Source organism: Spiribacter curvatus (genome assembly GCF_000485905.1).
Classification (GTDB): domain Bacteria; phylum Pseudomonadota; class Gammaproteobacteria; order Nitrococcales; family Nitrococcaceae; genus Spiribacter; species Spiribacter curvatus.
On the sequence record NC_022664.1, the window covers coordinates 455,589 to 469,438 of the forward strand.

12 protein-coding genes are annotated in these 13,850 nt (G+C 64.6%); 6 read left to right on the forward strand and 6 right to left on the reverse strand.

The window, feature by feature from the left end; all coding sequences use genetic code 11:
- Positions 1-53 precede the first annotated feature (53 nt).
- The 3 genes from dapA to purL are packed head-to-tail and all read left to right on the forward strand — an operon-like array spanning position 54 to position 5,391.
- On the forward strand, positions 54-929 hold the full coding sequence (dapA, locus tag SPICUR_RS02270; RefSeq protein ID WP_023365638.1) for a 4-hydroxy-tetrahydrodipicolinate synthase: 876 nt from the start codon (positions 54-56) through the stop codon (positions 927-929).
- The gene (gene bamC, locus SPICUR_RS02275; protein ID WP_023365640.1) at positions 926-1,501 is read left to right on the forward strand and encodes an outer membrane protein assembly factor BamC; all 576 of its coding nucleotides are present in this window, start codon (positions 926-928) and stop codon (positions 1,499-1,501) included. Before dapA ends, bamC begins: the two co-directional genes overlap by 4 nt.
- A gap of 5 nt (positions 1,502-1,506) precedes the next feature.
- Positions 1,507-5,391 carry a phosphoribosylformylglycinamidine synthase gene (gene purL, locus SPICUR_RS02280; RefSeq protein ID WP_023365642.1) on the forward strand — a complete coding sequence of 1,295 codons (3,885 nt, stop codon included), beginning with the start codon at positions 1,507-1,509 and terminating at the stop codon, positions 5,389-5,391.
- 4 nt (positions 5,392-5,395) lie between these two features.
- Here purL and SPICUR_RS02285 read toward each other — a convergent pair whose 3' ends face one another.
- On the reverse strand, positions 5,396-6,277 hold the full coding sequence (locus tag SPICUR_RS02285; RefSeq protein WP_023365644.1) for an ATP-binding protein: 882 nt from the start codon (positions 6,275-6,277) through the stop codon (positions 5,396-5,398).
- 22 nt (positions 6,278-6,299) lie between these two features.
- Here SPICUR_RS02285 and SPICUR_RS02290 point away from each other — a divergent pair, with 22 nt between their 5' ends.
- From SPICUR_RS02290 to SPICUR_RS02300, 3 genes are all read left to right on the forward strand, one after another.
- A complete protein-coding gene (locus tag SPICUR_RS02290; protein ID WP_023365646.1) occupies positions 6,300-6,632 on the forward strand; it encodes a putative signal transducing protein in 333 nt (110 codons plus the stop codon).
- Complete coding sequence (locus SPICUR_RS02295) at positions 6,629-8,593, forward strand: ATP-binding cassette domain-containing protein (RefSeq protein ID WP_023365648.1); 1,965 nt, start codon at positions 6,629-6,631, stop codon at positions 8,591-8,593. Before SPICUR_RS02290 ends, SPICUR_RS02295 begins: the two co-directional genes overlap by 4 nt.
- 83 nt (positions 8,594-8,676) lie before the next feature.
- Entirely contained in the window at positions 8,677-9,888 is a 1,212-nt protein-coding gene (locus tag SPICUR_RS02300) for an ABC transporter substrate-binding protein (RefSeq protein ID WP_023365650.1), read from the forward strand.
- A 66-nt stretch (positions 9,889-9,954) separates the two neighbouring features.
- Here SPICUR_RS02300 and SPICUR_RS02305 read toward each other — a convergent pair whose 3' ends face one another.
- Genes SPICUR_RS02305 through SPICUR_RS02325 form a run of 5 tightly spaced genes read right to left on the reverse strand, consistent with a single transcriptional unit; the run spans position 9,955 to position 13,737 of the window.
- The gene (locus SPICUR_RS02305) at positions 9,955-10,890 is read right to left on the reverse strand and encodes a branched-chain amino acid ABC transporter permease (RefSeq protein WP_023365652.1); all 936 of its coding nucleotides are present in this window, start codon (positions 10,888-10,890) and stop codon (positions 9,955-9,957) included.
- Positions 10,890-11,750 (reverse strand): branched-chain amino acid ABC transporter permease, encoded by an 861-nt coding sequence (locus SPICUR_RS02310; RefSeq protein ID WP_023365654.1) that lies wholly within the window; start codon positions 11,748-11,750, stop codon positions 10,890-10,892. The genes SPICUR_RS02305 and SPICUR_RS02310 overlap by 1 nt, the downstream gene beginning before the upstream one ends.
- A gap of 6 nt (positions 11,751-11,756) precedes the next feature.
- The gene (locus SPICUR_RS02315; protein WP_023365656.1) at positions 11,757-12,461 is read right to left on the reverse strand and encodes an ABC transporter ATP-binding protein; all 705 of its coding nucleotides are present in this window, start codon (positions 12,459-12,461) and stop codon (positions 11,757-11,759) included.
- The gene (locus SPICUR_RS02320; RefSeq protein WP_023365658.1) at positions 12,458-13,243 is read right to left on the reverse strand and encodes an ABC transporter ATP-binding protein; all 786 of its coding nucleotides are present in this window, start codon (positions 13,241-13,243) and stop codon (positions 12,458-12,460) included. Before SPICUR_RS02320 ends, SPICUR_RS02315 begins: the two co-directional genes overlap by 4 nt.
- 14 nt (positions 13,244-13,257) lie before the next feature.
- A complete protein-coding gene (locus SPICUR_RS02325) occupies positions 13,258-13,737 on the reverse strand; it encodes an FKBP-type peptidyl-prolyl cis-trans isomerase (protein WP_023365660.1) in 480 nt (159 codons plus the stop codon).
- Positions 13,738-13,850: the final 113 nt, after the last annotated feature.

Below are 13,850 nucleotides of genomic sequence, written 5' to 3' on the forward strand. Positions count from 1 at the left end.
CCGGAGCGCGGGGCTAACATCCCCGCATTCACACAGCGCAGGGGATTTCGGCGATGTTCCAGGGCAGCATGGTTGCGATGGCAACCCCCATGCACGACAACGGGGCCCTGGATGAGTCAGGCCTCGAGCGGTTGGTGGAATTCCACGTCCGAAACGCAACGGATGCCATTGTCGCGGTCGGCACGACTGGCGAATCGGCGACGCTTGATCATGATGAGCATCACTATGTCATGCGGCGGACCGTCGAGATCGCCAATGGGCGGATCATGGTGATGGGCGGTTGCGGCGCGAACAGTACCTGGGAGGCTGAGGCCCTCGCCCGCTGCGCGCTCGATGTAGGTTGCGAGGCCGCCCTGCTGGTCACGCCCTACTACAACAAGCCGACCCAGGAAGGTCTGTATCGGCATTTCCGCCACGTCGCCGATCGTGTCCCCATTCCTCAGATCCTCTACAACGTCCCCGGCCGCACCGGTGTGGACCTGCTGCCAGAAACCGTCGATCGTCTGGCTGATGTCGCCAACATCGTCGGCATCAAAGAGGCATCGGGCAGTCTCGAGCGGGCTGAGGAGGTGATCGAGCGCTGTGGCGACCGGATTGATCTCTACTGTGGCGAGGATGCGCGCAATCTGGCGCTGATGAACGCGGGCGCCAGGGGTTGCGTGTCGGTGACCGCCAATGTTGCCCCGGATCTGATGCATCGGATGTGCAAGGCGGTCCTCGACGGTGACCCGGCGACCGCCGAGGCCCTCGATGCACGGCTGGCGGCGCTGCATAACGCGCTCTTTCTCGAGTCCAATCCGATCCCGGTGAAATGGGCGCTGCAGGAAATGGAGCTGATCGAGTCGGGGATGCGGCTTCCCATGACGCCGCTATCGGCACAGCACCACGAGACGGTACGCCAGGCGCTCAAACTGGCAGATGCCTTATGAGTCGATTGACGATTGTGCTGGCTGCCCTGTTACTGAGCGGGTGTGGACTGTTCAGCACCGAACCGGACGACGCCGAGCAGGCCGCCGAGCGTCTGAGGCAGCCGCCGGATGTGCTCGCCGACGCCCGTTCGGGCGGGTCGTCGCCGAGCGAGGATGACGCGGACACCGGACAGCAGGCCGATGCAGCGATGGATGCCCCACTGGGGTCAGTAGACGGTCAGCCGGTGCTCGATCTCGGCCTGCCGTTCAATGCCGCCTGGGCGGTTGTCGGTCGGGCCATCGACCGGGTCGGATTCGAGCTCCTGGGGTCAGACCGTGACGCCGGCACCCACCAGATCCGCTATGACGGTTCGGTTGCCTCTGAGGTGGACGCCGCTCCTGGCGAGGGATTGCTCTCCTCGCTGGCGTTCTGGCGCGACCGACCGGATGAGGCTGTCCAGAACTACCAGGTCGCCGTTGCCGAGCGTGGCACGGGGGCGCGGGTCACCGTGCAGGATCCGGATGGCAATCCGGTCGCCCGCGGGGCGGCGCGACAGGTTCTTTCCGTTCTCTCCGAACAGCTCAAACCCTGAAGACTATGCTGATATTCGCCAGTCATGCCGGGGCAGTGCCGGTTAATGACGCCCGCCAGCGCGAGCGCGCACGGGCCGCCGAGCCGGCCCTCCACTCGCTGCTTGCCCGTGCGGTCTACTTCATTGATACCGAACGCGCCCTCACGACAGAAGAGCGCGCGCGCCTCGGTGCGTTACTCGATGCCGCACCAGCCAGCCCCGACAACGACGATCCGGCTGTCTATGTCGTCCCGCGGCTGGGCACGATCTCGCCATGGGCCAGCAAGGCCGGGGACATCGCCGAGCACTGTGGTCTGAGCGCGGTTCTGCGAATCGAAAGGGGGATCGCCTATACCGGCATCGATCATGAGGGCGCGGCGCTCGACCCGCGCACCCGGCCGGCGCTCCACGCCGCGTTGCATGACCGGATGACCGAGTCGGTCCTCACCGCGGTGGACGAGGGCGATGGGCTCTTCGCCACCCACCCGTCGCGACCGCTGGCCCGCGTGGACGTGCTGGGCGCCGGCGATGCGGCACTGGCGGCGGCCGATGCCGAGCTGGGGCTGGCGCTGTCTGTCGATGAGCGCGGCTATCTGGTGGAGAACTACCAGGCGCTGGGGCGGAATCCCACTGACGTCGAACTGATGATGTTCGCCCAGGCCAACTCCGAGCATTGCCGGCACAAGATCTTTAATGCCGACTGGGTGATCGATGGCAAGACCCAGCCCGAGTCTCTGTTCGCGATGATCCGGCACACCCACGCCATGCGACCTGAGGGCGTGCTCTCGGCCTACAGCGACAACGCGGCGGTCATCGCCAGTCACGAGGTTGATCGCTACTATCCGGCTCCCAGCGGCCACTACCAGCACAGCCTCGAACCGGCGCATCTGGTCATGAAGGTGGAGACCCATAATCATCCTACCGCGATTTCGCCATTCGCCGGTGCCGCCACGGGTGTCGGCGGTGAGATCCGTGACGAGGGGGCCACGGGTCGTGGCGCGCGGACCAAGGCCGGACTCGCCGGGTTTTCGGTGTCCAACCTGCGTATCCCCGGCGCGGAACAGCCCTGGGAGGTGGATCATGGTCGACCCGGTCGGCTGGCGTCAGCGCTGGAGATCATGCTCGACGGCCCCATCGGTGCCGCGCGTTACGGCAACGAGTTCGGACGCCCGCAGCTCTGTGGGTATTTCCGGACCTACGAGCAGGCACTGCCGGGCTCCGGCGGTGAGGAGATCCGCGGCTATCACAAGCCAGTGATGATCGCCGGCGGGATGGGTGCGATCGCCGCCGAGCAGGTTGACAAGGGAGTGGCTCCGGGTGGGTCGCCACTGGTGGTGCTTGGTGGCCCCGCCATGCTGATCGGTCTGGGCGGTGGCGCTGCATCGTCGGTGGCCAGCGGCCAGAGCGCCGAGGCACTGGATTTCGCCTCGGTCCAGCGCAGTAACCCGGAAATGGAACGGCGCTGTCAGGAGGTCATCGATGCCTGCTGGCGACTCGGCGATGCGAATCCGATCATTGCCATCCACGATGTCGGTGCCGGGGGACTGTCCAACGCGTTGCCGGAGCTGCTGGACGATTCGGACCGGGGCGGACGCATGGAGCTGCGTACCATTCCCTGCGCCGAGGCGGGCCTCTCGCCGCTGGAGATCTGGTGCAATGAGGCCCAGGAGCGCTATGTGCTGGCACTGGATGTGGATCGACAGGATACCTTTCAGGCCATCTGCGAGCGTGAGCGGGCGCCATTCGCACTGGTGGGCGAGGCGACCGATGACCGTCAGCTGGTGCTCGGTGATGCGGAGTTCGACAGCCAGCCCGTGGACATCCCGATGGATCTGCTGCTGGGGAAGCCGCCGAAGATGCGCCGCGATGTCGAGCGGCTCGAGCCCCCGCGCCAGCCACTGGCGCTGAGGGGCGTAAGCATTGCAGAGGCAGCCCGTCGCGTGCTGCGGCTGCCCACCGTCGCCAGCAAGGAATTCCTGATCACCATCGTGGACCGCTCGGTGACCGGGCTGACCGGTCGTGATCAGATGGTGGGGCCCTGGCAGGTTCCGGTCGCGGACTATGGGCTGACGTTGGGGGATTATCGTGGCTACCGCGGCGAGGCGATGGCCATGGGTGAACGCAGTCCGGTCGCGCTGCTGGATGCGCCGGCGTCGGGCCGTATGGCGATTGCCGAGTCGCTCACCAACCTGATGGGGGCGGCGATCGGGCGACTGCGCACCGTCAATCTGTCCGCAAACTGGATGGCCGCCTGTAATCACCCCGGTGAGGAGGCCCGGCTCTACGACACGGTGGCGGCCGTTGGTCGCTCGCTGTGTCCGGAGCTGGGCATCAGCATCCCGGTGGGTAAGGACTCACTGTCGATGAAAACCGTCTGGGAATCGGATGGCGAGGCGCATGCGGTGATCTCCCCGCTGACCCTCGTCGTCTCTGCCTTCGCGCCGGTGGCGGATGCCCGACGGGCCGTCACTCCGATGCTCGAGGCCGATCCCGCGAGTCATCTCTACCTGCTCGATCTGGGGGGCGGGCGCCGGCTGGGCGGATCGGCACTGGCACAGGTCTATGGCCAGCTCGGTGACACGCCCCCCGATCTGGATGATCCGGGCGCTTTCGCCGCTGGTTTCGATACCGTTCAGGATCTGCTGGCCGAGGGCCGTATCAAGGCCCTGCATGACGTCTCTGATGGCGGATTGCTGGTCACGCTCGCGGAGATGGGGTTCGCGGCGCGTACCGGTGTCGCAGTGGATGTCTCCGTTCTCGGCGATGATCCCATGGCGGCGGTCTTCGCCGAGGAGATAGGCGCTGTGCTGCAGATCACTGACGCCGATCGTCCGGCGGTGGAAGCCGCTTTCGATGCGGCGGGACTCGATGTCCGGCTGCGCCGCATCGGTCGACCAACCGACTCGGAGCATCTTCTGATCCGCCACCATGGAGCGGTTGTGTTCGATGAATCACTGGCGGCGCTTGAGTCGGTCTGGCACGAGACCAGTCATCACATGCAGGCGCTGCGTGATGATCCCGACTGCGCCGATGAGGCGCACGAGGCGCTGGCGGATCGTGGCGATCCAGGACTGCGGGCGGCGCTGAGTTTTGATCCGACAGATGATGTCGCTGCGCCGTTCATCAACACCGGTGTCGCGCCGCGGGTGGCGGTCCTGCGCGAGCAGGGCATCAATAGCCACATCGAGATGGCAGCGGCGTTCGAGCGTGCCGGCTTCGAGCCGGTGGATCTGCATACCACCGATCTGATGGCCGATCCCACGCGTCTCTCGGACTGCCAGGCCCTGGTGGCCTGTGGCGGCTTTTCCTACGGCGATGTGCTCGGCGCCGGTAAGGGGTGGGCGCGGACGATCCTGTTCAATGAGCGCCTTCGTCGCGCCTTTGAGGGTTTCTTTGCGCGGCCGGACACGCTGGCGCTGGGTGTCTGCAATGGCTGCCAGATGCTCTCGGCGCTGCGGGATATCATACCGGGAACGACCTTATGGCCGGATTTCCAGGGCAACCGCTCGCGTCAGTACGAGGCGCGTCTCTCGCAGGTGGAAGTCCTGCCCTCGCGCTCACTCGTGCTCGGCGATATGGCTGGTTCAAGCCTGCCCATCGTAGTCGCTCATGGCGAGGGGCGGGCGGTATTCCCCACCGCGACGGGCGCAGCGCAGGCCCAGGCCGCCAGCCTCGTCGGCATGCGCTACATCGACGCGGCGGACGCAGCGGCCGATCGGTATCCGGCCAACCCTAATGGCTCCCCGGACGGGATCACCGGCCTCTGCAACGCCGACGGTCGGATCACGATCATGATGCCGCACCCCGAGCGGGTGTTTCGCGGTATCCAGCACTCGTGGTGTCCAGCGGAATGGGGTGAGGAGGGGGCCTGGATGCGGCTGTTCCGCAACGCCCGTCGGGCGTTGGGTTGAACGGCTAGCCGCGCGGTGCGGGGAGGCCTCGGGCGCCGACCCAGTCGCGGGCGAACTGCCAGGCGATCCGGCCGCTCCGGGAACCGCGCTCCAGTGCGAACCGGAGTGCGTCCTCCCGCCATTCTGAGCGATCCGGTACGGGCGTCGGGTGTAACTGCCGGACCCAGCATGCGCAGATATCCAGATAACGCGTCTGATCGAAGGGTTGGAACGACAGCCAGAGTCCGAAGCGCTCGGACAACGAGATCTTCTCTTCCACCGCTTCGCCGGGATGGATCTCGCCATCCACCGATCGCGCCTGTTCGTTTTCAGAGAAGTACTCCGGAAGGAGATGGCGTCGGTTGGAGGTGGCGTAGATCAGCAGATTCTCCGGCGGTGCCGATACCGAACCGTCGAGGGCGGCCTTAAGCGCCTTGTAGCTTGGGTCGTCGGCTTCGAACGATAGATCATCGCAGAACAGAATGAACCACTCCGGCCGGCCATGGATGGCGGCGATGATCCGTGGCAGGGCGACCAGATCACTGGGCTGCACCTCAATCAGGCGCAGCCCGTCGGTCGCATATTCGTTGAGCAGCGCCTTGATGAGCGATGATTTGCCAGTACCGCGGGCGCCGGACAACAGCAGATTGTTGGCGGGCAGACCGGCAAGGAACTGACGGGTGTTGCGGTCAGCGGCGTCGCGGGCGCGATCGATGTGCTGGAGCTCGCCGAGGCGAATGGGATGGATGTTCGCCACGGGCTCGAGGCCACCTCCCCCGGCATGACCAATCCACCGCGCGGCCGTCGCCTGCGTCCAGTCCACACCAGCGGTGCGCGTGGGCAGCAGTGGCTCCACCCGGTCGAGCAGTGCTTCAATCCGATCGGCGATATGGTCCAGTCGATCCATACGCCTATGTTAGCCTCTCCGGATGGAAAAGGCAGCGGGCAATCTAAAGCGTGTCTACACTGTCGCCGACCCGCTGATCGCCGGCCACATCGAGACGATCCTCACTGAACGCGGTATTCACTGCTTTGTGCGTAACCGATTTCTGACCGGCGCGGCCGGCGAGATACCGCCGTTGGAGGCGTGGCCGGAGGTCTGGGTGGCGGCCGAGGACGAGGCCGTGTCTCAACGCCTGATCGATGAAGTGGTCGGTCCACCGGATGCCCCGGTGGGTAATGACTGGCAGTGCCCCGACTGTGGCGAGACCATCGAGGGGCAGTTTGCGGAATGCTGGCGCTGCGGAGGGCGCCCCGAATGATTCAGCTACGCGATGTAACGCTCCGGCTCGGCCCGGACCCGCTACTGGAAGCGGCCCGCCTGACCGTTCACGCCGGCAGCAAGCTGGGACTGGTCGGCGCCAATGGCACCGGCAAGTCGACGCTGTTCGCATTGTTGCGGGGCGAGCTGTCGGTGGATGCCGGCGATGTCTCACTGCCCAATGACTGGCGTATCGCCTGGATGGCGCAGGAGACACCGGGACTGCCGCGGCCAGCCATCGAGTATGTGCTCGACGGCGATGAGGCGCTGCGTGCCGCCGAGGCGGAAGTCGAGGCGGCGGAGGCCAGTGGTGATGGTGAGCGGATCGCCTATGCCCACGCCGATTTCGGTGCCGCTGATGGGTATGATGCCCGGGCCCGCGCGGGCATGCTGCTGCATGGTCTGGGCTTTGAACCCTCGGTGCAGGAGCGCCCGGTCAGCGACTTCTCCGGTGGCTGGCGAGTGCGGCTCAACCTTGCGCGGGCGCTGATGGCGCCTTCGGATCTGTTGCTGCTCGACGAGCCCACCAACCATCTCGATCTGGAAACGGTGATCTGGCTTGAGCAGTGGCTGCAGGGCTATCAGGGCACACTGATCCTCATTGCCCATGACCGCGATTTCCTCGATGCCGTGGCGGAAGGCGTCATCCATATCGAGCATCGCCGCCTGCATCAGTATAACGGCGGCTACAGTGCCTTCGAGCACCAGCGTGCGGAGCGGCTGGCCCAACAGCAGGCCCTCTATGAGCGCCAGCAGCGCGAGATCTCGCACATGGAGCAGTTCATCAACCGCTTCCGGGCCAAGGCGACCAAGGCCCGCGCTGCGCAGAGCCGGATCAAGGCGTTGGAGCGTATGGAGACGGTGGCACCTGCCCATGTCGACTCGCCGTTCCATTTCCAGTTTCCGCCGGCGCCGGATGCGGGGAATCCCCTGATCGGGTTCGAGGATATGAGTCTGGGGTATGCCGATCAGCCGATTCTCAGCGGTCTGCGTCAGACGCTGGCGCCTGGCGACCGGATTGGACTGCTGGGGCGTAATGGCGCCGGCAAGTCGACGCTGATCCGCGCCCTGGCCGGCGATCTCGAGCCACTGACCGGCCGCATCCAGCGCGCCCGGAATCTGCGCGTCGGCTATTTCGCGCAGCATCAGCTCGAGCAGCTCGATCCAAACGCCAGTCCGGTCGTCCATCTTCAGCGTATCTCGCCGAAGGCAGAACCACAGAAACTGCGGGATTTCCTTGGTGGTTTCGACTTCCGCGGCAACCAGGCGCTGGACCCCGTGGCGCCGTTCTCCGGGGGGGAGAAGGCACGGCTCGTACTTGCGATACTGGTCTGGCAGGCCCCCAATCTGCTACTCCTCGACGAGCCGACCAACCATCTCGATCTGGAAATGCGCCATGCCCTGAATCTGGCGCTACAGGCGTTTGAAGGCGCCGTCGTGGTGGTCTCTCATGATCGCTACCTGCTCGAGAGTACGGTGGCTGATTACTGGCTGGTCGCCGGCGGGAGCGTGACCGAATTCAAGGGCGACCTCAACGACTATCGGCGCTGGCTGGCCCGCGACGATCGGGACAATCGGCGCGCCGCGCGTCATGCCGCTGAGACCGGCACCGGGATGGCCGCTGAGCCGGCGCCGACTGCCACCTCGGTGAAACCGGCCGCAGCATCTGCGCCGGCGCCAAAGACGGCAGCACAGACCAAGGCTTTACTGCGGCCGCTGGAAAAGCGGGTCCGCCAGGCGGAAACCACCGTCGAACGGATTGATACCCGACTCAGTGAGCTGGAAGAGCAGTTGGCGGATCCGGCCCTCTATGCCGCTGATGCGGGCGAGTCGCTGAATGACTTGTTGAGTGAACAGCGCCAGCTCCAGCAGACCAAAGCCGATGCCGAGGCCGAATGGATGGCGGCTGAAGAGGCGCTTGAGACGGCACGGGTTGATGCCGGAGTCGGCCAGACCGCCTGATGCCGCCGGCCTTTGCCTCTGGCCGCGCGCCTGCGTATTCTCGAGGTTGAACCCATTTGTAACCTTCCAGCGGAGTGTTGGACATGAGAATCAATGGCAAACTAGCAGGTGCGTTTGGCGCCCTGTCCCTGGCGGTCGCCGCCGGCGGCGCGCAGGCCGAGCTGAAAGTCGGGGCGCTGCTCCCGCTCACCGGTGATCTGCAGGCTTATGGTGAGAGCTCGCGCAACGGTATCAACCTCGCGGCCAGTGAAATCAATGATGCCGGCGGCGTTCTCGGCGAGCCGATGGTCATCGAAATCGCCGACACACAGACCGAACCGCAGTCCGGTGTCGACGCCGCCCAGCGTCTGGTCTCCGTGCAGGGCGTCTCGGCGATCGTCGGCGCACTCTCCAGTGGTGTGACCATCCCGGTGGCAAGCAGCGTCTCAGCGAGCGAGGGCATCCCGCAGATTTCCGGCGCCTCCACCTCGCCAGTGATGACAGACCTCGAGGACAATGACTTCCTCTTCCGCACCACACCCTCGGATGCGTTCCAGGGCACCGCGCTCGCCGAAGTGGCAGCGGATAAGGACATGGACAGTGTCGGCATCCTGTATATCAACAACGATTATGGCGAGGGCCTTGCCGATGCCTTCACCGACTCATTCGAGGCGGCCGGTGGTGAAGTGGTGGGTCGCACCGGCTATGAGCCAGGGCTTTCCTCCTATCGCGGTGAACTCAGTCAGGTCTCCGATGGTGAATCGCCGCTGTTGCTGATTGGTTATCCGGAAAACGGCCAGACCATCCTGCGGCAGGCGCTTGAGGGCGCGCACTTCAGCGAATTCCTGTTCACTGACGGGATGAAGTCACCACAGATTGTGGAAAACCTGGGTGCCCAGTACCTCAACGGCAGCGCCGGCACCGTGCCCCAGGCCCGTGACGACACCGATGCCGCGCAGCACTTCCGTGACGCCTATGAGGCGAACTATGGCGAGCTGCCGCCGGTACCCTACATCGACACCGCCTACGATGCGGTCTATACCATCGCGCTGGCCGCGGTAGCCGCTGACAGCACGGATCCGGTGGACATCCGTGATCACCTCCGCGCGATCAATGACCCTGACGGCGAGGTTGTCGGTCCCGGCGATTTCGCTGAAGCCGCGGATCTATTGAATGCCGGCGAAGCCGTGAACTATGAAGGCGCTTCGGGCAGTGTCAACTACGATGCCAACGGTGATGTGGCCGGTACGTTTGGTCACTGGGAAATCCAGAATGGCGAGTACAAGACCATCCGCGTCTTCGAGCCGTCGATGTAATCGCCCGCATCATCCGCCGATTCCACCGGTGTGTGTCCCGCAAACGCCCCGATATGCTCGGGGCGTTCAGCGGGTTTCCTTGCCCGGCATCGGTGGTCGCTTCTCCGGTAGCAATCCCTGCGGCCGACTCACCAGAATGATCTGCAGCAGCACCCCGATCAGGAACACCCGGAACGCACTTTCGCTGCCGATCAGCGCGGTGGGGACGAGCCCCGCGATCATCTCCGTGGACGACCAGATCAACCAGACCACCAGCGCGCCGAGCATCGCGCCCATGTTGTTGCCACTACCGCCGGCGATCAGCATGACCCAGACCAGAAAGGTCCCGTAGAGCGGGCGGAACGCCTCCGGGCTGACAAAGCCAACAAAATGCGCGTAGAGCCCACCGCCCAGCGCCATGATGCATGAGCCGACGACGAAGGCCTGCAACCGGAATCGGGCGACATCCTTGCCGGCTGCCTCGGTCGCCGCCTCGTTATCGCGGATGGCCCGCAGGACGCGCCCCCAGGGGGAGCGGCGGGCGATCTCTACGAGTAACCAGGTCAGTGCCACGAAGGCGGCGATGACCAGCAGATAGCCCTCGTTGCTGATGTCGAACGGTGTATCGATGCCGGGAATCCCACGGGTCCCGTTACTGAGCCAGCCCTCATTGACGAAGAACAAGCGGATGATCTCGGCAATGCCGATGGTGGCGATCGCCAGATAGTCCGTGCGCAGCCGTGCGGTGATACGGCCGACTACCCAGGCGATGGGCAGACAGACGATGATCGATCCCGCCAGCCCCACGAGAAATGGCAGATCAAAGCCGCCGATGCGCTGATCCGCCGGGCCGGTGGTGAGGATCGCCGTCGCATAGGCGCCCACCGCAAAAAATCCGGCGATACCGATGTTGAACTGCCCGGTCATTCCCCATTGCATGTTCAGCCCGAGGGCCATGATGGCGTAGATGCCCACCAGGTTGAGGAAGAAGACCGCATAGGCGGCCAGTCCCACGATATCCATTACGCATTCCCCTTGATGATGCCCTGCGGCCGGAACACCAGCGTCGTGACCATGATGGCGAAGGCCACGGCGGGCTTGTAGGCCCCCGGGATCACCAGGGTGGAAAGCTCCATGGCGCAGCCGATGACCAGCCCACCGAGGATGGCGCCATAGGGGCGCCCGATCCCGCCGAGGATGGTTGCCGCGAAGATGGGGAGTAGCAGCGTCCAGCCCATGACCGGGTGCAGTCGTGTGTCCATGCCCAGGAACACACCGGCCGCCGCCGCGAGGGCGCCGCCGATGGCCCAGGTCCAGATGATCACCCGGTTGGCGGGGATCCCGGTCACCAGTGCCAGGTCCATGTTGTCGCTCATCGCCCGCATCGCCTTACCCATGCGGGTGCGGGTCAGGAACAGATGGACGGCGAAGACCAGACCGGCCGCGGCGGCGAAGATCAGAAGATGATCGGGTTTGAGCGTGAGTGGTCCGATTCGCCATGGCAGCTGGATACCGGATTGGTACACCTGGTTGCTGCCACCCCAGACCATCTGGATGACAGAGCGCAGCACCAGCGCTGTGGCGAATGATGAGATGAGCAGGATAACCGGTTGGACACGGCGGATGCGTCGATAGACGATCTGGTCGATCGCGATCGCAAGCAGCGCTGTCAGTCCCATGGCGACCGGCAGGGCGGCCAGCACCGGGAGGTTGAAGACGGTCACCACCGTCAGCGCGAAGTACGCGCCGATCGCCATGAAATCGCCATGCGCGAAATGCGCAAAGCGCAGCACGCCAAAGATCATGGTGGCACCGACTGCGCCGAGCGCGAGGATGCTGCCGAGCAGGATGCCATTGATGAGAAGCTGGATGACCTCGATCATTTGCCGTTATCCGCCCAGGAACATTTCCGCGACCTCGGGATTCGCGAGGAGCCCAGGGCCGGTGTCTTCATAGCGATTCTCGCCGGTGGCCAGGACATAACCCCGATCCGCGGCGGCGAGCGCCTGGCGAGCATTCTGTTCGACCATCAGCACACCGATACCGAGCTGGTTGATGCCCTTGATGCGCTCGAAGGTCTCGTCGATCAGCCGGGGAGACAGGCCCGCTGTCGGTTCGTCGAGCATGAGCAGGCTCGGCTCAACCATCAATGCACGGCCCATGGCCACCATCTGGCGCTCGCCACCAGACATCACCCCGGCCTGCTGGTGGCGACGCTCTTTGAGGCGGGGGAAGATCTCGAAGACCTTCTCCATCCGCGGAGCGTTTGGCCCGCGCAGGACGTAGGCACCGAGCTCCAGATTCTCCACCACGCTCAGCGACGGAAAGACATTGGCCTCCTGCGGGACATAGGCAATACCGCGCCCGACCATCTGCTCAGGGGGGTGATTGGTGATGTCGTCGCCGCGATAGGTCACGCGCCCGGTGCGAATGGGGACCAGCCCGAAGACCGCCTTCATGGCCGTTGATTTGCCCGCTCCATTGGGACCAACGATGACGACGATCTCGTCCGCACCAACGTGCAGATGCGTATTGCGCAGGATATCGACACCACCATAACCCGCGTAGAGGCCCTCAGCGTTAAGCAGGCTCATGATGTAGCGGCCCCCTGATCGCCGCTTCCGCCAGTCCCAAGGTAGGCCTCACGGACCTGTGGATTCTCACGCAGCGTCGCCATGTCGCCATGAGCAATCAACTCGCCATTGGCCATGACCATTACCGGATCGCAGAGTCGGGCGATGAGGTCCATGTCGTGCTCGATCACGCAGAAGGTATAACCGCGCTCACGGTTGAGGCGCTCGATGGCATCGGCCAGCTTGCCGAGCAGGGTCCGGTTGACGCCCGCGCCAGGCTCATCAAGTAGTACCGCCTTGGCATCGGTCATCATCGTCCGGCCGAGGTCGAGCAGTTTCTTCTGTCCACCGGACAGATTGCCCGCCAGCTCGTCGCGCAGATGATCGATCTCGAGGAACTCGAGGACCTCATCCGCCTTGCGCAGGATCTCGCGATCCTCCCTTACCACTGTCGGCCAGCGTAGCCAGCTCTGGAGAAGGTTCTCGCCGCGCTGTCGGGCCGGCACGACCATGAGGTTCTCGCGAACGGTCATGCGTGAGAATTCGTGAGGGATCTGGAAAGTCCGCACCAGCCCCTTGTGAAAGAGCTGATGGGTGGGGAGCCCGGTGATATCTTCACCGCGCAGGCGGATGACGCCACTGTCAGGCGGCAGTGCGCCGGCAATGATGCTGAAAAGCGTCGATTTGCCGGCGCCGTTGGGGCCGATCAGCCCTGTCACGCTGCCTTCGGCGACCGTGAAGGAAACCGACCGCACTGCCTGCAGGCCACCGAATGCCCGGGAAATCCGCTCGATTTCAATCACGATGTGCCCCTAGGCTATTCGGTCTGCTCGCCGTCGTGGACGTGGCCGTGCTCGAGCTCCTCGTTCGATGCTTCACGAACCTCGGAGACCTTGACCTTGAAATTCAGGGTCTGGCCGGCGAGGGGGTGGTTGGCATCGACGGTTACGTTGTCGCCACTCACGGCGGCAACGGTAACGACCTGCGTGCCCGACTGGGTCTGGGCCTGGAAACGCATGCCGGCCTCGACGGAATCGACGCCCTCAAACATGCTTTTGGGCACATCCTGCTGGAGCCGGTCGTCGCGCTCACCGTAGCCTTCCTCCGGTGGAATGCTGACGTCGATATCGTCACCCGCGGCCTTGCCCTCGAGCGCATTCTCGAGCCCGGGGATGATGTTGCCGGCGCCATGCAGATACTGCAGTGGCTGGCCTTCGGGGGATGCGTCGAGCACCTCGCCCTCGGTGTCGCGCAGGGTATAGTCGATGGCGACTACCGCGTTCTTTTCGATCTGCATGGAATCCTCTGCATCAATTGACTGAAAGCGCCTAGTGTAAACGCCCACCAATCGGCGGACAAACCGCGGTGACTGGCCATTGATGCGTCGGGGCGATAGCCTCTGCGGTTTAT